The following is a 20,765-nucleotide window of genomic DNA, read 5'->3' on the forward strand; positions in this document are numbered from 1 at the left end:
ATTTTAATTGCACCCCAAATGGTATATTAGATTTAACTATACATTAATAAACTAAACCTATTACAAGCCTAATTTAGTTTAAAATTGAGCTGTAATCGTTCTAATTCTTGCAATAATTCATTAGATATTTTTATTTTAAGCTTACGGCTTGGCATACTTAACTTAGTTACTACCTGCACATCTTCTACACTAGTCAGTACAGTATCTGTAACCTCAATAGTATCTAGTTCTCCATATTCAGGAGTAGGCTCATTTACTGTATTAGTTATTTCTACCTGTTTAGTTATCTTCTCTAACTCCATTACCTCAAACATTACTGTATGATCTCCTCTGTTTATATTAAACAGCTGCTGCAACCCATCAATAACATTATCTTTCAAATCATTTACCCTAAACTGAATAATTAATTTTTTAGCAAATGTAGTAAGCACGTCTTGCAAGTATTGTATTGCTATAAACTGTAGTCTTGGTTCACCGCGCTTACCTTCTTGATTTACCCAACCTTCGCGCACCATTACCTTCATATAAGTAAAGTTATTGGCTATTAAAAAATGCCTGAACTTTAAATACTCTTCTCCATATATTCTAAACTCATGGCTTTCATCATACCCTTCTAGCGTAAAAGATGCCCAGCCTTTACCGTTTTTGGCAACCCGGTGTTGTACATCTGATATAATACCTCCGAAGGTTAAATTTTTACTTACGTGTTGTTCTAAGTTTTTAAGAGCATCTAGCCTAGAATTACAAAAATATTTCATCTCAAACTTATAATCATCAAGAGGATGCCCTGATATATATATACCTACTACCTCTTTTTCTTTAGCTAACTTCTCCATAGTATTCCACTCTTCACATGGCGGTACTACTGGCTCGGGTATTTGTACTTCGCTAGCCTCTCCAAAAAGGCTAACTTGCGATGAGTTTTCATTCTCCTGAAACTTAGCACCATAACGAATTGCTTTTTCTAGAAAAGTACTATTCTCACCATCATCATAAAAATACTGTGCTCTATGAGTATCGTTAAAACAGTCAAAACCACCTGCTAACGCAAGGTTTTCAAATGCTTTTTTATTGGCCGCTCTAAGATCTATTCGAGTAGCAAGGTCAAATATCGATTTATATTTCCCTGTTTTTCTCCCTTCCACAATGGTGTTTACGGCTCCAGAACCTACACCTTTAATAGCCCCCATACCAAAACGAACTGCATTTTGATCGTTAACGGTGAATTTATAGAACGACTCATTTACATCAGGACCTAGCACTTCTAGCCCCATACGTTTACATTCTTCCATAAAGAAGGTTACCTGCTTAATATCGTTCATATTATTAGACAGTACCGCAGCCATATACTCAGCAGGATAATGTGCTTTTAAGTAAGCTGTTTGGTATGCTATCCAAGCATAACATGTAGAGTGCGATTTATTAAAGGCATAACTCGCAAAGGCTTCCCAGTCTTTCCAAATTTTTTCAAGAACGGTAGCATCATGACCTTTTGCTTCTGCCTGCGCTATAAACTGAGGCTTCATTTTATCTAGTACCGCCTTTTGTTTTTTACCCATTGCTTTTCGCAAAACATCGGCTTCACCTTTAGTAAAGTCTGCAAGTTTTTGCGATAATAGCATCACCTGCTCTTGGTATACTGTAATACCATAGGTCTCTTTTAAATATTCTTCGCAGGCATCTAGGTCATACTTTATTTCTTCTTCTCCATTTTTTCTTCTTACAAAGCTCGGTATATACTCTAGAGGCCCTGGTCTATATAATGCATTCATGGCAATAAGGTCACCAAATACAGTAGGCTTCAAGTCTTTCATGTATTTTTGCATACCTGGCGACTCATACTGAAATATCCCTACTGTTTCTCCTCGCTGGAAAAGCTCATACGTTTTCACGTCATCTATAGGAAACTCATCTGGATTAAGATCTATATTCCTCTTATATTTTACCAGTTTTACAGTGTCTTTTATAAGAGTTAATGTTTTCAACCCTAAAAAGTCCATTTTTAATAATCCCGCACTCTCTACTACCGAGTTATCAAACTGGGTAACATATAAATCAGAATCTTTAGCCAAAGCTACGGGTACAAAATTGGTAATATCATCGGGTGTAATAATTACACCACAAGCATGTATTCCAGTATTTCTTAACGACCCTTCTAACACCTTTGCTTGCTGTATTGTTTCGCCCCCTAAATCATCTGCTTTAGCCATTGCGAATAGTTCTTGTACTTTTTCGAACTCTTCAGACCGAAGTGCACCTCGCAAAGCTGCATCATCTAGCTTAAACATCTTAGCCAGTTTCATGTTTGGTATTAACTTGGCTATTTTATCGGCTTCAAACAATGGTAAATCAAGCACCCTAGCAGTATCTCTTATAGATGACTTTGCCGCCATAGTACCATAAGTAATAATTTGGGCTACTTGATTAGCTCCATACTTATTGATAACATAGTCCATAACACGTCCACGTCCTTCGTCATCAAAATCAATATCAATATCGGGCATCGACACACGATCTGGATTAAGGAAACGCTCAAAAAGCAAATCGTACTTAATAGGGTCTATATTGGTAATCCATAAACAGTAAGCAACCACAGATCCTGCTGCCGACCCTCTACCTGGCCCTACAGACACATCGAGCTCTCTAGCTTTTGCAATGAAGTCTTGCACAATAAGAAAGTACCCCGGATAACCTGTATTTTCTATCGTTTTTAACTCAAAATCGAGTCGTTCTCTTATTTCATCGGTTATTTCACCATAACGTTTTTTAGCCCCTTGGTAAGTAAGATGATTTAAAAATTTATTTTCTCCTCGCTTACCTTCATCTTCATTATCTTCTGCGACTAAAAACTCTTCGGGTATATCAAACTTAGGTAGTAAAACATCGCGGTATAACGAGTAAATTTCTATCTTATCTACTATTTCTTGTGTATTTACAATCGCATCAGGCACATCTTCGAAAAGGCTCTTCATTTCCTCACCCGACTTAAAATAATACTCCTCGTTAGGCAATCCATAACGAAAACCACGTCCTCTACCTTTTGGTGTAGAGAGTTTTTCGCCATCTTTTACACAAAGCAAAATATCATGTGCATGAGCATTTTCTTTATCTATATAATAGGTATTATTAGTCGCTATAAGCTTTACATCATGTTTTCTCGCAAGAGTAATAAGCGATTGGTTTACTCTGTTTTCGTCTTCTTGCCCATGACGCATTAACTCGATATAGAAATCTTCGCCAAAGGTTTTCTTCCACCATAGCAATGCTTCCTCTGCTTGGTTTTCTCCAATATTAAGTACCTTGTTAGGTATCTCTCCATACAAGTTACCCGAAAGCACTATAATATCTTCTTTATATTGCTCTATTACTTTTTTATCTATTCTTGGCACATAATAAAAACCATCTGTATAGGCTATAGAAGACATTTTTGCTAGGTTATGGTACCCTTTTTTATTCTTAGCTAAAAGCACAATTTGATAGCCATTATCTTTTCGCGTTTTGTCTTTATGGTTCTCACATACAAAAAACTCACAACCAACAATTGGTTTAATAATAACCTCTTGCGGCTCTTCTCCGTTTTCTAGTGCTTCTTTATTTTTGGCTTCTGCTTCTTTGTTATGATTAAGTACTCCACTTACAAAATGAAAAGCCCCCATCATATTGGCATGATCTGTCATAGCAACAGCAGGCATTTTATACTTAGCTGCTGCATTAACTAAAGCTGGTACTGATATAGTAGATTGTAATACTGAAAATTGAGTATGGTTATGCAAGTGAACAAAATCTACTTCTTTAAGTTCTTCTTTTGCCTCCTCCGAAGGCGCCTCTGGAGCATCTACTGATTTTAGCTTTTCGAGACGCTTACGTATTGCATCTGAAGCGGCTTTAAGGTTAATATGTTTTAACCCTATTAACTGAATAGTCTGCGGATTACTTTCTTTAAAATCATGAAAATAAGTAGGTGGTACATCGAGCTGTTCATGAGTATACACCTCTCGCTTTACAAGTTCTAGAAAACAACGTGTGGTAGCCTCTACATCGGCAGTAGCATTATGAGCCTCGGCAAAAGGCTCGCCAAAAAGATATTGGTGTAACTCTGTAAGTGTAGGTAGCTTAAACCTACCGCCACGTCCTCCTGGCAGCCGTAACATCTCGGCTGTGGTTTCGGTACAGGTATCAAGAACTTTCATTGTAGCGAGTGGACTTTGAGTACTATAACGATGAAACTCAGAGCCCATAATATTTACATCAAAGCCTACATTTTGCCCTACTATAAATTTAGATTTAGAAAGGGCTTCATTAAACTTTTTAAGGGCTTCTTGAATAGGTATCCCCTCCTGAACAGCTAGCTCTGTAGAGATGCCGTGTATACGCTCAGCATCATATGGTATATTAAAACCGTCAGGGCTTATAATATAATCTTGATGCTCTATAAGTCTGCCCATCTCATCATGAAGCTGCCAAGCTATTTGTATACAACGCGGCCAGTTATCAGTATCAGTAATAGGAGCATCCCATCGTTTGGGCAACCCAGTTGTTTCGGTGTCAAATATCAGGTACATAACAAACTTAGGATTTGGAGATTAAAAAAGAAATGCATCGGAGAGATGCATATTTCAAAAATACAATATTTTTTACGTTTTTTCAGCAACCTTTTATTAACAAAAAAAACCACCCGAAGGTGGTTTTTATAATTTTTTGCCGATATATATTAATATCCACCACGGTTGCCACCGCCGTTACCACCTCGGTAACCGCCACCACCACCGCCGCGGTTGTTATCTCTGCTAAAATTACGGTTGCCACCACCAGCACTTCTCCTATCACCTTCCGGTCTCGGTTCAGATTTGTTGACAACAATTGTTCTTCCCTGAACAGTAGCTCCATTCAGTTCATCGATAGCCTTTTGGGCCTCGTCGTCGTTTGGCATCTCTACGAAACCAAAACCTTTACTTCTACCAGTAAACTTATCTGTAATAATTTTTACAGAATCAACTGGTCCATAAGCCTCAAAAGACTCTCTTAAATCTGCTTCCTCAATACTAAAAGGAAGACTTCCAACAAATATATTCATAAAAAAAAAATTGAATGCAATTATAACTGCATTGATGTTACAGTACAAATGTACTCTTATTTATCTACAAAAAGCTGTTTTATTGATAATTAATATTATAGTAATATAAAACTAACAAAAAGCCCTGCATAAACAGGGCTTAAATATTTTTTTCAGTAATCTATTTCTTAAGGAGCTGCCTGAATAGGTACTTTATAGAAAAACCCATTTTGAAAATTCACTAATTCTCCAAATTCATCAGAGGCATTAAAACGGAAAGTACCCGTAATATACCCTTTTGTAATATCTGTTTCTATTGGGTTGTCGCTAATTTCGATAAGCCCATCTCCTAGGTCAGTACCAGTTTGATAATCGTATGACAAACCATCTGCATTAAGCGAATAAGTAGCCTTATTAACTTCATTAACCCCTAACTGAAAAGACATACCTGGTGTAGAAGATACTGTTTTTAACACTACCGTCTCGAAACCATTAGTAGCCTCTATAGTAAGAGAACCGCCACCACCTAATATAGCCCTATACTCTGTTGCTTTCCACAATTCATTATCTTTTAAACCTTGAACCGCAGGAGTATTGAATTGTATATCTTCTTCACATGAGCTAAAAGCCACCAACAACACTAAAAGTGATAAAAATTTTTTCATTATTATATAGTTAGGAAAAGGTAAACCAAATTTTTACAACGACAAAAATAGTTTTTTATGGTATAAATCCTAATATAAATAATAGAAATCATAATAAAAATTAACAATCTGCCACATTCCAATCATAAAAAATATTAAATTCTTTTATTTAAAACGCAAGTACAATAAACTTTCTTATATTTGCCAACTTAATTAACAGAGGTCGGGAACCTCAAAATTTAATCTAAAGATTATGCCTGTAAAAATCAGATTACAAAGACACGGTAAAAAAGGAAAACCTTTTTACTGGGTAGTAGCGGCAGACAGCCGTTCTAAAAGAGATGGTAAATTTCTTGAAAAACTAGGAACTTACAATCCTAACACTAACCCTGCAACTATAGACTTAAACCTTGATACTACTGTACAGTGGTTACACAATGGTGCACAGCCTACAGATACTGCAAAAGCTATCCTTTCTTACAAAGGTGCATTACTTAAACATCATCTTGATGGTGGTGTGCGTAAAGGTGCTCTTACACAAGAACAGGCTGACGCTAAACTTGCAGCATGGATGGAAGAGAAAGCAACAAAAGTAGACGCTAAGAAAGAAGGTCTTAGTAATGCTGATGCTGAAGCAAGAGCAAAAGCACTTGCTGCTGAGAAGAAAGTTAATGATGATCGTGTTGCTGCTGCTAAAAAAGCTGAAGCTGACGCTATTGCTGCTGAAGCTCCTGCTGAAAGCGAAGAAGCTGCTACTGAAGAGCCAACAGCTACAGAAGAAAACAACGAGGAAACTCAAGCTTAATTTTAAATTAGCGATATGCGCAAAGAAGATTGTTTCTACTTAGGTAAAATCGCTAAAAAATTCAGCTTTAAGGGTGAAGTTCTAATATACTTAGATACTGATGAACCCGAATTGTATGAAAACATGGAATCAGTGTTTGTTGAGGTCAACAAACACTTGGTTCCATTTTTTATTATAAGTAGCTCATTACACAAAAACAGTTTTTTAAGAGTACGCTTCGAAGACATCGATAATGAGGAAGAAGCTGACAACATAATGAACAATGAGGTTTACCTACCTTTAACAGAGCTACCTGAACTAGAAGGAAATCAGTTTTATTTTCACGAAATTATAGATTACGCTGTAGAAGACGAACGTCTTGGCGATATAGGTAACATTGTTGGCATTAATGATAGTTCTGCACAACCTCTTTTTGAAATAAAAAAAGGTAACATCGAAATATTAGTGCCCATGATAGACGATTTTATTGTAAAAATAGATCGCGAAAATAAAAAAGTAATCCTCGATACTCCCGAAGGATTAGTAGATTTATACCTTGAGTAACAAAACCACTACGTAGTTTTATATTTAAGTAAAAAATCTAAAAAAAGTCCTTATATGTCCATTTTCAAGTTTAAAGAATTTAGCATACAACAAGATAAATGTGCTATGAAAGTAGGCACAGATGGTGTTTTATTAGGCACATGGACTTCTACAAACCATAGCCCTAATAGTATATTAGATATTGGCACAGGCACAGGTCTTATAGCACTTATGCTTGCACAACGAAGTAATGCTGAACAGATTGATGCTATTGAAATTGATGATGATACCTACGAGCAGGCAGTAGATAACTTTGAGAATAGTCCTTGGGGCGATCGCCTTTTTTGTTATCATGCAGGACTAGATGAGTTTGTTGAAGAGATGCAAGATGAAGAAGAGTATGACCTGATTATCTCTAACCCTCCATTTTATAGCGAAGATTTTACTACAGGTAATGAACAACGGGACAAAGCTCGATTTAATACCTCTATGCCTTTTGATGAACTTGCCGAAGCAGCAGCATTATTATTATCTCGCGATGGAATATTTACTGTAATATTACCCTATAAAGAAGAAGAAAACTTTATTTCTATTGCTGCGCAATTCTCCTTATTTGTTTTTAAAATAACACGAGTAAAAGGCACGCCAGAAACGGAAATCAAGCGAAGTTTAATTGCTTTTAAAAAGCAGGAAACAGAAATAGTTAAGATAGACGAGCTAATTATAGAAATTGCTCGCCATCAATACACTCCTGAATATATAGCGTTAACTAAGGATTTTTATTTGAAAATGTAGTTTTATCACCACACCTTACACTATTGCTAAAAATCACAACAAATTTTTATTGATTTGTTAAGTTTCTTCTTTACTTTTGTTCCTACTAAAAATAAAGATAACATGAAACCCGATTTATTTCAGGCACCAGACTACTACCTTTTAGATGAGTTACTAACAGACGAGCACAAAATGGTGCGCGATGCTGCCCGCGAATGGGTAAAGCGTGAAGTTTCTCCTATTATAGAGGATTATGCCCAAAAGGCTGAATTCCCAAAACAAATAATTAAAGGCCTTGCCAATATTGGTGCATTTGGTCCTTATATACCCGAAGAGTATGGCGGAGCTGGTCTCGACCAAATTTCTTACGGGCTTATTATGCAAGAAATAGAGCGCGGCGACAGCGGTGTACGTTCTACAGCATCAGTACAATCTTCTTTAGTTATGTATCCTATATGGAAATACGGTAACGAAGAGCAACGCATGAAATATTTACCTAAGCTAGCTTCTGGTGAATTCATTGGTTGTTTTGGTCTTACTGAGCCAGATTATGGTTCTAACCCTAGTGGTATGGTTACTAATTTTAAAGATATGGGCGACCATTACTTACTTAATGGTGCCAAAATGTGGATAAGTAATGCTCCATTTGCAGATATTGCTGTAGTTTGGGCAAAAAACGAAGAAGGAAGAATTCATGGACTTGTCGTAGAGCGCGGTATGGAAGGTTTTACAACTCCAGAAACACACAACAAGTGGTCGCTTAGAGCTTCGGCTACTGGTGAGCTTATTTTTGACAACGTGAAAGTGCCTAAAGAAAACCTTTTACCTAACAAATCTGGTCTTGGTGCGCCGCTTGGTTGCCTAGATTCTGCTCGTTATGGTATTGCTTGGGGTGCTATAGGTGCTGCCATGGATTGTTATGATACTGCATTACGATACGCTAAAGAGCGTATACAGTTTGACAAGCCTATTGCCGCTACACAATTACAACAAAAGAAACTTGCCGAAATGATTACCGAAATCACAAAAGCACAGTTACTTACTTGGCGACTTGGAGTTCTTAGAGAAGAAGGTAGAGCCACATCGGCGCAAATATCTATGGCTAAGAGAAACAATGTAGATATGGCTATAAACATAGCTCGTGAGGCAAGACAAATACTAGGTGGTATGGGTATTACAGGAGAATACTCTATAATGCGCCACATGATGAACTTAGAGAGTGTTATAACTTATGAAGGAACTCATGACATCCACCTATTAATAACAGGTATGGATATTACAGGACACGCAGCTTTTAAATAATATTTTTATTATTTAAAAAAATATAATATTAAACCCCGACATTAAATAATGTCGGGGTTTTTACGTTTATTTATTACATGACACATCTGGCAAAATAATTATGTTAACACAAAAGGCATTATTCTTGTGTAGATAAAAATAATATGAAAAACTGTCTTTTAACGAAGAAGCTTTTTAATTTTGCAAAAAACAAATGCTATGAATACAAAAACTATCAACGAGAGTATTCTTCCCCAAAAAGAACTCTTGTTACAACACTCGCTTTACACTAAAGTAAAGACTATAGATGACCTAAAATGCTTTTTACAAGGTCATGTGTATGCCGTGTGGGATTTTATGTCGCTACTAAAAGCGTTACAAACACAACTTACATGCACTGCTACCCCATGGATGCCTACAGGTAATGCCGAAACAAGATATTTAATAAATGAAATTGTACTTGGAGAAGAAACCGATATTGATACCGAAGGCAAACGATTAAGTCACTTTGAAATGTATATAGAGGCTATGGAAGCCTGCGGTGCAGACACATCGGAAATAACTACTTTTCTAGATAATGTGGTAACAACACAAAATATATTTGTATCAATAAAACAAAGTGAACTACCCGAAGGAATTAAGGATTTTATGGACTTTACTTTTAGAGTTATAGAGCAAGGTAAACCACACGAAATAGCTGCAGTTTTCACATTTGGGAGAGAAGACCTCATCCCTGAAATGTTTACTAAAATTATTAAGAATTTTCAGGAAAGCTTTCCCGAAACCAACCTTGATAAATTAATATACTATTTTGAAAGACATATAGAACTTGATGCTGATGAGCATGGACCTATGGCAATGAAAATGATTACCGAACTTTGTGGTGAAGATGATGAAAAATGGGCAGAGGTAGAAGCTGTTTCAAAAATAGCTCTAGAAAAAAGATTAGAACTCTGGAATGCTATTGAAGATAATATTATGCACCCTGATATGGCATCTATATAGTAACAGCAAACAAAATTTTAACTAAAAGCTCTGATATATCAGAGCTTTTTTTTATATCAATTCTAAATAATTGATTATTTTCGGCCTTTAAAACCTATTAAACAACACGAATGAAAAAAACTATAACTAAAGCTCTATATTTATTAGCAGCCTTAACTTTTACTTTGAGCAGTAATGCACAAGAAAAACAAAACAAAAAAGCACGAGCTTTTGGTAAAAGTATAACTACCGAAATTAAACGATGTGGTACAACCGAGTATGAAACTCTTTTACAACAAAAGAACCCTAAGCGTGCCACTACTGAAAAGTTTGAACAATGGCTTGCACCAAAAGTAAATGCGATAAAAGCACAACGGTTGGCATCTACAGTAACACCACTATCTACAAATACTGTTGTTACAATACCTGTTGTAATACACGTAATACATAATGGAGATCCTATCGGTACAGATGAGAACTTATCAACAGCACAAATACTTTCGCAAATCACGGTACTAAATCAAGACTTTAGGAGAATGATTGATACCCCAGGTTATAACACAAACCCTGTGGGGGCTGATATGGAAATAGAATTTTGTTTGGCACAACGTGACCCTGACGGAATTGCATCTACTGGTATCATACGCTATAACCTTGGCGGAAACGACGGATGGGATATGGAAGATATAGAATCGACGCTAAAACCGCAAACCCAATGGGATCCTGAACAATATTTAAACATTTGGATTGTAGATTATATATATTTTTTTGGTGGCGAACTTGCTGGGTATGCCCAATTCCCTACTAACTCAGGGCTTGATGGTATTGACGGACTTGGTCAGGCTGATGCTCCAGAAACAGATGGTGTAGTTATTGGACATTTATTTTTTGGTTCAAGTGACATCTACCCTGAAGGAATTTATGAAGAAGGCGGAAGAGATAAAGGTCGTACGGCATCACACGAAGTTGGTCACTTTTTTGGACTTAGACATATTTGGGGTGATGGCGATTGTAGTGAAGATGATTTTTGTGCCGATACTCCTGCTGCCGCAGATGCTAATCAAGGCTGTCCTTCTGGCGTAGACTCTTGTCCTTCATCTCCAGGAAATGACATGATTGAGAATTATATGGATTATACTGATGATACTTGTCTAAGCGTATTTACTTTAAACCAAAAAGACAGGATGACAGCAGTATTGCTTAACTCGCCTAGAAGAGTATCACTTATTACATCTTTAGGTTGTGTACCAGGTATGGTATATGACCTTGACGGCTCACTTAACCTAGATGATTTACAAAATGAAGTATGTACCAACACTATTACACCTTCATTAACCTTAACAAATTTAGGAGATAACGCTATAACAACAGCTACTATCAGCTATACTATTGATAACGAAGCTAGCATTGAATATAACTGGACAGGTAACATTAACAACAATGAAGAGGCTGCGATAACATTACCTACACTTACACTATCAGCTGGAGAGCATACATTTACCGCTACGCTAACAAATGTAAATGATACTGTAGATGATATAATTACCAACAATACTTTTTCTAATAACTTTACGATAGCCAACAGTTATAATACTACCCAAATAATAGTTACAGTAATGACTGATAATTATGGTAGTGAAACTATATGGGCTTTACTTGACAGTAATGAAGATCCCATTATAGGAAATATAGATTTTAACAACCCTAATCCTGCTGATTTTTATAACTCTAACCAATTATATACACAAACAATTGATGTTGAAGATAATCAATGCTATTCATTCGGGATCTTAGATACTGCGGGAGACGGAATATGCTGTAATTCTGGTAATGGTTATTATACTGTAACAACAACTAATGGAGAGGTTATAGCAGAAGGAGGAAGTTTTACCCAAACTGAGATAACACCTTTTGGTATTAACACCTATTTATCAGTTAATGACTCGATGAGTATAGAAAATGACATAAAACTATACCCTAACCCTGCTAATAATACAATTAACATTAGCACTACAGCAACTACATCTTTACCAGATAGCTATGCTATATACAATAGTTTAGGACAACTTGTAGGTAATGGCAAAGTAACATCTACCACTACTACTATAAACATATCTACCTATGCAAATGGTATGTATTTTATAAAAGTCAATAAAGGCAATACTTCTGAAACATTACGTTTTGTAAAGCACTAAGAAAAAGCAGATTTATTTCTAAAAAAAGCAGCCCTTGCAAAATGCAAGGGCTGCTTTTTAGTATTTAAAACATAATAAGAGCCCAAAATATTATACACAAACTCTATTTACTCTTATGATTCTGGAGCGAGTTCTATTTCAAGTCCATCTAGTGCCTCAGTTATAGGAACCTGGCAACCTAAACGGCTATTCGGCTTTACATAAAAAGCCTCAGATAGCATTGCCTCTTCATCTGCTTCCATCTCGGGTAAAGCAACATCATTTAGCACATAACATTGGCAGGAGGCACACATTGCCATACCTCCACAAATACCTATAGTACCTTCGGGCGCTAGTTCATAAGATCGACAAAGCTCCATAACATTCATAGCCATATCAGTAGGTGCCTGTACTTCGTGTACCACACCTTCTCTATCAGTTATTTTTACAGTTATATCTTGTGCCATATTATTCTATCGCTTTTACTACTTGTTTTTCTGCTTCTTTACGAGTACCATCAAAACCATCTACACCACTCACCGTAGTATATTTAAGCACATATTTTTTACCTGGGTTAATTCTATTATATACGCTTTGACACATAAGGGTAGCTTCATGAAAACCACACAAAATTAGCTTTAACTTACCGGGGTAAGTATTAACATCGCCTATGGCATATATACCGTCTATATTGGTTTGGTAATCTAGTGCATTATTAACTTTAATAGCATTTTTTTCTATCTCTAAACCCCAGTTTGCAATAGGTCCTAGTTTTGGAGTAAGTCCAAACAGTGGTATAAAATAATCTGTTGCTATAATTTTAGTTTCATCGTGTTTTGTTATAGCCAAACCTTCTACATGCTGCTCTCCTATAATACCTGTAACCTCAGCAGGAGTAATTAGGTTTATTTTACCTAATTTCTTTAATTCTTGTACTTTTTCTACGGAATCTAATGCTCCTCTAAATTCATTTCTTCTATGCACCAAAGTTACCTCTGAAGCAACATCTGCCAAGAAAATACTCCAGTCTAAAGCCGAATCGCCACCACCTGCAATTACAATTTTTTTATCTCTAAAAAGTTCAGGGTCTTTTACAAAATATTCTACTCCTTTATCTTCATAAAAAGCAATATTTTCTATTAATGGTTTACGTGGCTCAAAACTACCTAACCCTCCAGCAATAGCTACTACTTTAGCATGATGCTTAGTTCCTTTATTTGTTGTAACTATAAATGTACCATCTTCTAGTTTATCTATAGTCTCGGCTCTTTCGTTAAGAGTAAAACCAGGTTGGAACTGTTTTATTTGCTCCATAAGGTTATCTACAAGTTCGCCCGCCATTACAGATGGATAGCCTGGTATATCAAATATAGGTTTCTTAGGATATAACTCTGCAAGCTGCCCTCCTTGTTGCGGTAAGGCATCTATAATGTGACATTTTAATTTTAATAATCCTGCTTCAAATACGGCAAAAAGCCCTGTAGGACCCGCACCTATTATAAGTATATCTGTTGTAATCATTTTTATTGTATGTTAAAAAACAGTTTCAGGGACAAAATTCCTTAAAACTGTTCTTTATTTCTATGATAATTGTCAGCAAATATATCCTGACAAAATTATTTTAATGCTATAGCTATTATGCTATATTTACTACTGTCTCTATTTGCGGAACATACTTTTTAATCGTTGTTTCTACTCCAGCTTTCAGTGTCATTTGATTTACACTACAGCCCACACAAGCACCTTCAAGACGTACTTTTACATGCTTGTCTTCATCTATGGCTATTAATGAAATATTACCCCCGTCAGATTCAAGAAAAGGACGAATCTCGTCGAGTGCCCTCTCTACACTTAGTCTAATTTCTTCTGTTGTCATAATTATTTCTTTTTAACTGCTGAGCAGCCAGCCATTGTTGTTATTTTAATCGCTTCTGTAGGCGGTAAGTTATCATTCCTACTTACAGTTTCTTGCACTACAGAACGCGCTAACTCTTCGAAAGCAGTTTCAAGTGGTGTTGCTGTTTGCAATGCTGCCGGACGACCATAATCGCCTGCTTCACGAATACTTTGTACCAATGGCATTTCGCCAAGGAAAGGCACATCTAAATCTTCGGCTAGGTTCCTTGCTCCTTCTTTACCAAATATATAATACTTATTATCTGGTAACTCTTCAGGTGTAAAGTAAGCCATATTTTCTATAATACCTAGAACTGGTACATTAATACTATCTTGACGGAACATAGCCACTCCTTTTTTAGCATCGGCAAGTGCCACAGCTTGTGGTGTACTTACTACTACAGCACCCGTTATAGGTAGCGACTGCATTATAGAAAGGTGAATATCTCCTGTTCCTGGCGGTAAGTCTATCAACATAAAGTCAAGCTCACCCCAGTCTGCATCAAATATCATTTGATTTAATGCTTTAGATGCCATAGGACCTCTCCATATAACAGCCTGCTCTGGCGTAGTAAAAAAGCCTATAGAAAGTATTTGAACGCCATAGCTTAATATTGGTTTCATTTTAGATTTACCATCTATCTCTACCGATATAGGTCGTTCTCTTTCTACATCAAACATTATAGGCATAGATGGTCCATAAATATCAGCATCGAGTACACCAACTTTAAAGCCCATTTTTGCAAGAGTCACGGCAAGGTTTGCTGTAATGGTAGATTTACCCACACCACCTTTACCAGATGATACCGCAATTACATTGCTTATACCAGGTATCCCTTTACCTTTTATCTCTGGCTTCTCAGGAGTTTCTAGTTTAATATTTACCTTAACCTTTGCTTCTTGAGATATTTTATCTTGTATAGTTTTAATAATATCGGCTTCTGCACGTTTACGAATATGCATCGCTGGATTATGCATTACAAGTTCTACTACGACTTCGTCACCAAAGGTAAGCACATTACGTACTGCTCCACTCTCTACCATGTTTTTGCCTTCTCCAGCTAATGTTATGGTTTCAAGAGCTTTCAGTATTTCTTTTCTATCGAGTTTCATATGTATTATTACTTTGTATTACAGTCTTTTAAATAAGACTGTCTTTAAACTACAAAGATACTATGAAAAATTTATAATCTAAAAGCTTTGCTATTTTAATAATCTCTCCTTCCCTCTCTTCTTAACACTATAAAATAATCAACTAAATAACATATTACACTAAAATAGATTGACTTTTTAATAAAATATTTACATTTGTTTAACTAAAAAATTAAATAACAAACAAATGAAAAAATTACTCGCTGAATTTTTCGGAACTTTTTGGCTAGTCTTTGGAGGGTGCGGAAGCGCTTTATTTGCAGCAGGAATTCCTGACTTAGGTATTGGTTTTGCAGGAGTAGCACTCGCATTCGGACTTACTGTATTAACTATGGCTTATGCCGTAGGACACATTTCGGGAGGGCATTTTAATCCTGCCGTTTCTTTTGGGCTGTGGGCAGGAGGACGTTTTGCTACTAAAGATTTAGCTCCTTACATAATAAGTCAAGTAGTGGGCGGATTGACAGCCGCAGGAGCATTGTATTATATTGCTTCAGGAAGAGAAGGCTTTGCTATAGACCCTACAAGTGCGGGAGCTTTTGCTGCAAATGGTTATGCAGAGTTATCGCCCGAAGGCTACTCTATGGCTGCTGCTTTTGTTACTGAACTATTATTGACTATGTTTTTCTTATTAATAATTCTTGGCGCTACAGATAAATTTGCCAATTCTGGCTTCGCAGGTATAGCAATAGGTCTTGGTTTAACTTTAATACATTTAATAAGCATCCCTATAACGAATACATCTGTAAACCCTGCACGTTCTACTTCGCAAGCATTATTTGCAGGAGGTGATTATATACCACAACTTTGGCTATTTTGGACAGCACCTATTATAGGAGCAATTATTGCGGGTTTTATTTATAAAAACTTATTACAGAAGAAAGAAGCGTAAATATTAAAATTACTCGCAATAAAAAAGGGAAGACTATGAGTAGTCTTCCCTTTTTTATTCATCTATATTTTCCATAGGATCCCAAAAGTGTTTCTCAAAATCGACTATTTTATTTTCTTTCACCTTTACACCTTCGCTTTCAAGAAGCTGTTGCATAAGATTTGTACCTTCAAAATGATGTTTGCCTGTTAGTAGCCCTACACGGTTTACTACTCTGTGCGCTGGAACATCATCCATAGTATGGCTAGCATTCATAGCCCAGCCTACCATTCGGGCAGAGCGCCCTGCTCCAATAAATTTTGCAATAGCCCCATAAGAAGTTACCCTACCATAGGGCACTTGACGTGCTACTACATAAACTCGTTCAAAAAAGCCATCGTTGTTTGCCATAACAAAACCTTTTTAGTTTCTCATCATTTTTATGATTGTGATAAGACACACAACCCCTGTTATACCTCCCATAAAGTAATTGATGTTACGCAGAAAAAAAGATGCCTTATGTTCAAATCTTTTAAAAGATATAATGTACAGATAAAAAGCAGATAATGAACCTATAACGGCTCCCATAACAAAAAGAAAAATAAATAACGGATTGAAAAAAAAGTATTTATGTTTAGAAAGCGTAACACTCATAAACACATAATAAGGAACTGGAAAAAAGTTTAAAGCCGAAAGTAGTACCCCTAAAAAGAACTTACTTCTTCGGCTCTTAATTTTCGTTACCGCTTTATCTTCTTTAACCTTTGGTTTTTTTGCTAAAAAAAGAAAATAAATAGTAAGTACTGCAAATATACCAAGCCCCATCTCTTCGAGCAGGTGTATTATATCAGGTCTGCTATTTATAAATTTTGCAAAAGAAACTGCTATATATGTTTGTATAAAAATAATAGTTGTGGCACCTAATGCAAAAATAACCGCTCTTTGCCTGCCCTCACTAAGACTAATTTTTGCGGCAGTAATGTTTAAAAGCCCAGGTAACGATATACCTGCAACAGCCAAAACAATACCTAACACAACGGGCAGGACAAACTCCATATTACTTTATTTTAAACTGTATGTAAGTAATCGGTTTTTCTTTTTCTAAATATTGCTGCTCATAAAATGTTTGTATAGCAGTAACAATTTCGGGAGAACCAGCATTGCGATATACATTATGATTAGCATACATAATTTCGTGTCCTTCTCCATGTAACAATCCTAGGGTATAGCCATGCATAAACTCGCTATCTGTTTTTAAATTCACTATGCCATCTGGCGCAAGTATCTTTTTATAACGCTGTAAAAACTCTGTATTAGTTAAACGATGCTTTGTACGTTTATACTTTATTTGCGGGTCTGGAAATGTTATCCATATCTCAGCAATTTCACCAGCTGCAAAAAAATGTTCTATAAGTTCTATCTGCGTTCGTAAAAAAGCGACATTATTTATACCCTCATCTATTGCTGTTTTTGCACCACGCCAAAAACGTGCTCCTTTAATATCTATACCTATAAAATTCTTATCGGGATAGCGCTTTGCCATACCTATACTATACTCACCTTTACCACAGCCAAGCTCTAGTATAATAGGGTTTTGATTTTTAAAAAAAGTACTACCCCAGTTTCCTTTTAACGAAAAATCATCCGACATCACGTCTTCTCTTTCAGGTTGAATAACGTTCCTAAAGGTTTCGTTTTCCCTAAATCTTTTTAATTTGTTTTTACTTCCCACGACTAAACTTAAAATTTTGGTAAAATTAGGGAAATATACGAAACCTGAAATAGTTTTAGATTGCACTTATTAAATAGTTATCAAAAAACGACGTTTTGCAAGACAGAAAAAGAATTTTGGTGGCTCCACTAAATTGGGGTCTGGGTCATGCAACACGCTGCATACCTATTATTGAGGCATTGGAAAATCATGGTTTTGAGCCCGTAATTGCATCAGACGGCATTGCGCTTGCACTATTGAGAAAAGAATTTCCATCACTTACCGCTTTAGAGTTACCGTCATACCAAATAGAGTATGCTAAAAATGGTGCGTTTTTCAAATTAAAGCTTATTACACAAATACCAAACATGATTAAAGCCGTAAGGCGTGAAAACAAAATGGTACAAGAGCTTGTTGAAAAACACAACATACATGGCATTATATCAGATAATCGCCTAGGTGTGTTTTCTAAGAAGATACCGTCTGTTTTTGTTACACATCAACTTAATGTACTTACTGGTAATACTACATGGTTTACATCTAAAATACACCAAATGTTCATCAAAAAATATAATGAATGTTGGGTTCCTGATGTACAAACAAGCCCTAACCTCTCGGGTAAGCTTGGACATATTGAAGGTAGTGAGTTTAAGGTGAAATATATTGGACCACTTAGTAGACTGCATAGAAAACCTATGGAGAAAAAGTATGACCTTATGGCAATACTATCTGGACCAGAGCCACAACGTACTATGCTAGAAGAAAAACTTAGCAATGAACTTAAACACTATAAAGGCAAAATAATATTTGTAAAAGGTATAGTAGAGCCTGAAGAAAAAATAACGGTAGAAGATAATATTACCTTTTACAACTTTATGAATACTGCTGCATTAGAACAGGCTTTTAATGAAAGTGACCAGGTACTGTGTCGTTCAGGATATACCACAATAATGGATTTAGCTCAATTAGGCAAAAAGGCTTTCTTTATACCTACCCCAGGGCAATATGAACAGGAATATTTAGCACATAAACTAAAGAAAACGGGGTTAGTCCCTTATGCACGCCAGCATAGCTTTAAAGTAGAGGATTTAGAAAAAATATCTTTATATAAAGGACTTAAAAATTTAGGTAATGATATGCGGTGGAAAGATTTATTTGGTCTTTTCAAGAGTGAATGAAAACTCTGAGCCTTCGCCAAACTTACTTTCTACATACATTTTCTCATCGTGACCTTCTATAATATGTTTTACAATAGCAAGACCTAAACCAGAACCACCCTCTGTTCTAGCACCACTTTTATCAACCCTGTAAAAACGTTCAAATAGTCGGGGTATATGCTGTTGCTCTATACCCTCGCCATTGTCTTTTACCCTAACAATAGCTTTGTTATTAACAAGGTCTTCTATACTTACCTCGGTAGTACCATCTTCCTTGCCATATTTTATTGAGTTCACAACAAGATTAGTTACTACTTGTTGTATTTTATCTCTATCTGCATAAACCATTATAGGCTTAAGGTACTTCATGTCAAACATGAGTATAATACCCTTTTTATCGGCCTTCATCTCCAGCATATCAAAAACATTCTGGACAACTTCAATAATATTAAATTTGGTGTAATTAAGATTGAGATCTCCTAACTCGAATTTAGATATCATATCTAAATCTTGCACAATATAAATAAGTCTTTCAACTCCTTTTTCGGCACGCTGCATATATTTTTTACGCAATACTTTATCATTCATTGCCCCATCAAGCAATGTTAATAAATAGCCTTGTACTGTAAACAATGGTGTTTTTAATTCGTGCGATACATTACCCATAAATTCTCGGCGATACTCTTCACGAACTTTAAGTGTTTCAATCTCTATTTTCTTATCTCTTGCAAATTTTTGCACCTCGCGAGTAAGTGTTGCCATATCTGTAGTTATAGGCTTGTTTCTTAATGAAGCCGATTCCAGCAACGATACATCGTCGTATATCTTTTTTACTCTTCTATATATAAAGTGCTCTACCCTATATTGCAATACAAAAAAGGAAAACACAAATAATGATATTGAAAATATAAAAATAAACGGAAGGTTTATTTCGGCGAAATAATATAGTAATCCCGCTATTAGCGAAGCAGAAAATATTGTAATATATAATGCTGATTTTACAGCAAAACGATATGATTTTTTAAAATTAATTGCCACTAAATTTCCAGCTTATAGCCCACCCCTTTTATTGTTTTAAAAAGTTCGTCGCCTATTTTTTCACGTAGTTTTCTTATATGCACATCTATTGTTCTACCGCCTACTACTACTTCATTACCCCATACTTTATCAAGAATTTCTTCTCTCTTAAATACTTTACCTGGCTTAGAAGCTAAAAGGTAAAACAGTTCAAATTCTTTTCTTGGTAGTACAATTTCACGATCTTCCATTACAATTTTATACTCTTCGCGGTTTATTTCTATAGTCCCCACCCTTAGTATATCGCCTTTTGCTTCATCATCCTTAAGTCTTCTAAGTAATGCTTTTACTTTGCTTACCAATAATTTCGGCTTAATGGGTTTTGCAATATAATCATCAGCTCCTGCATCAAACCCCGCTACTTGAGAGTAGTCTTCACTTCGGGCAGTAAGGAATGTAATAATAACATTACTAAGTTCTGGAATTTTTCTAATGTTTTCACACGCTTCCATACCATCCATTTCTGGCATCATTACATCCATAATAATAAGATGCGGAAGTTCTTTTTTTGCTTTAACAATGGCATCTCTACCATTGCTTGCTGTAATAACATGATAGCCTTCCTGACTCAAATTGTAACCTACGATTTCTAAGATATCCTGTTCATCGTCAACCAGTAAAATCTTGATGTCTTTTTTTTTCATAATGACACTTGCATATTGTT

At 35.9% G+C, this 20,765-nt stretch carries 20 protein-coding genes; 8 read left to right on the forward strand and 12 right to left on the reverse strand.

Going from position 1 to position 20,765, the window contains the following annotated elements; translation table 11 throughout:
• Positions 1-68 precede the first annotated feature (68 nt).
• The 3 genes from dnaE to DVK85_RS03990 form a co-directional block, all read right to left on the reverse strand.
• Positions 69-4,562, reverse strand: a complete 4,494-nt coding sequence (gene dnaE / locus DVK85_RS03980) for a DNA polymerase III subunit alpha (RefSeq protein ID WP_114677195.1) — start codon at positions 4,560-4,562, stop codon at positions 69-71.
• A gap of 149 nt (positions 4,563-4,711) precedes the next feature.
• Positions 4,712-5,074, reverse strand: coding sequence for an RNA recognition motif domain-containing protein (locus DVK85_RS03985; RefSeq protein WP_114677196.1), 363 nt, complete (start codon positions 5,072-5,074; stop codon positions 4,712-4,714).
• A 167-nt stretch (positions 5,075-5,241) separates the two neighbouring features.
• Complete coding sequence (locus DVK85_RS03990; protein ID WP_114677197.1) at positions 5,242-5,718, reverse strand: DUF6252 family protein; 477 nt, start codon at positions 5,716-5,718, stop codon at positions 5,242-5,244.
• A gap of 232 nt (positions 5,719-5,950) precedes the next feature.
• Here DVK85_RS03990 and DVK85_RS03995 point away from each other — a divergent pair, with 232 nt between their 5' ends.
• The 6 genes from DVK85_RS03995 (at position 5,951) to DVK85_RS04020 (ending at position 12,258) form a co-directional block, all read left to right on the forward strand.
• Positions 5,951-6,502, forward strand: a complete 552-nt coding sequence (locus DVK85_RS03995; RefSeq protein WP_114677198.1) for a 30S ribosomal protein S16 — start codon at positions 5,951-5,953, stop codon at positions 6,500-6,502.
• Between the two features lie 15 nt (positions 6,503-6,517).
• Positions 6,518-7,045, forward strand: coding sequence for a ribosome maturation factor RimM (gene rimM / locus DVK85_RS04000; RefSeq protein WP_114677199.1), 528 nt, complete (start codon positions 6,518-6,520; stop codon positions 7,043-7,045).
• 60 nt (positions 7,046-7,105) lie between these two features.
• Positions 7,106-7,819 (forward strand): tRNA1(Val) (adenine(37)-N6)-methyltransferase, encoded by a 714-nt coding sequence (locus DVK85_RS04005; protein ID WP_114678974.1) that lies wholly within the window; start codon positions 7,106-7,108, stop codon positions 7,817-7,819.
• Positions 7,820-7,921: 102 nt separating this feature from the next.
• Positions 7,922-9,100, forward strand: coding sequence for an acyl-CoA dehydrogenase family protein (locus DVK85_RS04010; RefSeq protein WP_114677200.1), 1,179 nt, complete (start codon positions 7,922-7,924; stop codon positions 9,098-9,100).
• A 198-nt stretch (positions 9,101-9,298) separates the two neighbouring features.
• Positions 9,299-10,084 (forward strand): DUF3050 domain-containing protein, encoded by a 786-nt coding sequence (locus DVK85_RS04015; RefSeq protein WP_114677201.1) that lies wholly within the window; start codon positions 9,299-9,301, stop codon positions 10,082-10,084.
• Positions 10,085-10,194: 110 nt separating this feature from the next.
• Positions 10,195-12,258 (forward strand): T9SS type A sorting domain-containing protein, encoded by a 2,064-nt coding sequence (locus DVK85_RS04020; protein ID WP_114677202.1) that lies wholly within the window; start codon positions 10,195-10,197, stop codon positions 12,256-12,258.
• Positions 12,259-12,371: 113 nt separating this feature from the next.
• Here DVK85_RS04020 and DVK85_RS04025 read toward each other — a convergent pair whose 3' ends face one another.
• From DVK85_RS04025 to DVK85_RS04040, 4 genes are all read right to left on the reverse strand, one after another.
• On the reverse strand, positions 12,372-12,704 hold the full coding sequence (locus DVK85_RS04025) for a 2Fe-2S iron-sulfur cluster-binding family protein (RefSeq protein WP_114677203.1): 333 nt from the start codon (positions 12,702-12,704) through the stop codon (positions 12,372-12,374).
• 1 nt (position 12,705) lies between these two features.
• Entirely contained in the window at positions 12,706-13,758 is a 1,053-nt protein-coding gene (locus DVK85_RS04030; RefSeq protein ID WP_114677204.1) for an NAD(P)/FAD-dependent oxidoreductase, read from the reverse strand.
• Between the two features lie 115 nt (positions 13,759-13,873).
• Positions 13,874-14,113 carry a NifU family protein gene (locus tag DVK85_RS04035; RefSeq protein WP_114677205.1) on the reverse strand — a complete coding sequence of 80 codons (240 nt, stop codon included), beginning with the start codon at positions 14,111-14,113 and terminating at the stop codon, positions 13,874-13,876.
• Positions 14,114-14,115: 2 nt separating this feature from the next.
• The gene (locus DVK85_RS04040) at positions 14,116-15,246 is read right to left on the reverse strand and encodes an Mrp/NBP35 family ATP-binding protein (protein ID WP_114677206.1); all 1,131 of its coding nucleotides are present in this window, start codon (positions 15,244-15,246) and stop codon (positions 14,116-14,118) included.
• A 226-nt stretch (positions 15,247-15,472) separates the two neighbouring features.
• Here DVK85_RS04040 and aqpZ point away from each other — a divergent pair, with 226 nt between their 5' ends.
• Complete coding sequence (gene aqpZ, locus DVK85_RS04045; RefSeq protein ID WP_114677207.1) at positions 15,473-16,177, forward strand: aquaporin Z; 705 nt, start codon at positions 15,473-15,475, stop codon at positions 16,175-16,177.
• A 54-nt stretch (positions 16,178-16,231) separates the two neighbouring features.
• Here the strand turns inward: aqpZ and DVK85_RS04050 are convergent, their stop codons facing one another.
• Genes DVK85_RS04050 through trmB form a run of 3 tightly spaced genes read right to left on the reverse strand, consistent with a single transcriptional unit; the run spans position 16,232 to position 17,888 of the window.
• A complete protein-coding gene (locus tag DVK85_RS04050; RefSeq protein ID WP_114677208.1) occupies positions 16,232-16,567 on the reverse strand; it encodes an MGMT family protein in 336 nt (111 codons plus the stop codon).
• A 12-nt stretch (positions 16,568-16,579) separates the two neighbouring features.
• Complete coding sequence (locus DVK85_RS04055; protein ID WP_114677209.1) at positions 16,580-17,212, reverse strand: LysE family transporter; 633 nt, start codon at positions 17,210-17,212, stop codon at positions 16,580-16,582.
• 1 nt (position 17,213) lies between these two features.
• On the reverse strand, positions 17,214-17,888 hold the full coding sequence (trmB, locus tag DVK85_RS04060) for a tRNA (guanosine(46)-N7)-methyltransferase TrmB (RefSeq protein WP_114677210.1): 675 nt from the start codon (positions 17,886-17,888) through the stop codon (positions 17,214-17,216).
• A 95-nt stretch (positions 17,889-17,983) separates the two neighbouring features.
• Between trmB and DVK85_RS04065 the strand changes: the two genes are divergently transcribed.
• The gene (locus DVK85_RS04065; protein WP_114677211.1) at positions 17,984-19,045 is read left to right on the forward strand and encodes a glycosyltransferase; all 1,062 of its coding nucleotides are present in this window, start codon (positions 17,984-17,986) and stop codon (positions 19,043-19,045) included.
• Here the strand turns inward: DVK85_RS04065 and DVK85_RS04070 are convergent.
• Positions 19,019-20,062, reverse strand: a complete 1,044-nt coding sequence (locus tag DVK85_RS04070) for a sensor histidine kinase (protein ID WP_114677212.1) — start codon at positions 20,060-20,062, stop codon at positions 19,019-19,021. The two genes, DVK85_RS04065 and DVK85_RS04070, sit on opposite strands and share 27 nt — an antisense overlap.
• Entirely contained in the window at positions 20,062-20,745 is a 684-nt protein-coding gene (locus DVK85_RS04075; RefSeq protein ID WP_114677213.1) for a response regulator transcription factor, read from the reverse strand. Before DVK85_RS04075 ends, DVK85_RS04070 begins: the two co-directional genes overlap by 1 nt.
• Positions 20,746-20,765: the final 20 nt, after the last annotated feature.

This window comes from Flavobacterium arcticum, assembly GCF_003344925.1.
Lineage (GTDB): Bacteria > Bacteroidota > Bacteroidia > Flavobacteriales > Flavobacteriaceae > Flavobacterium > Flavobacterium arcticum.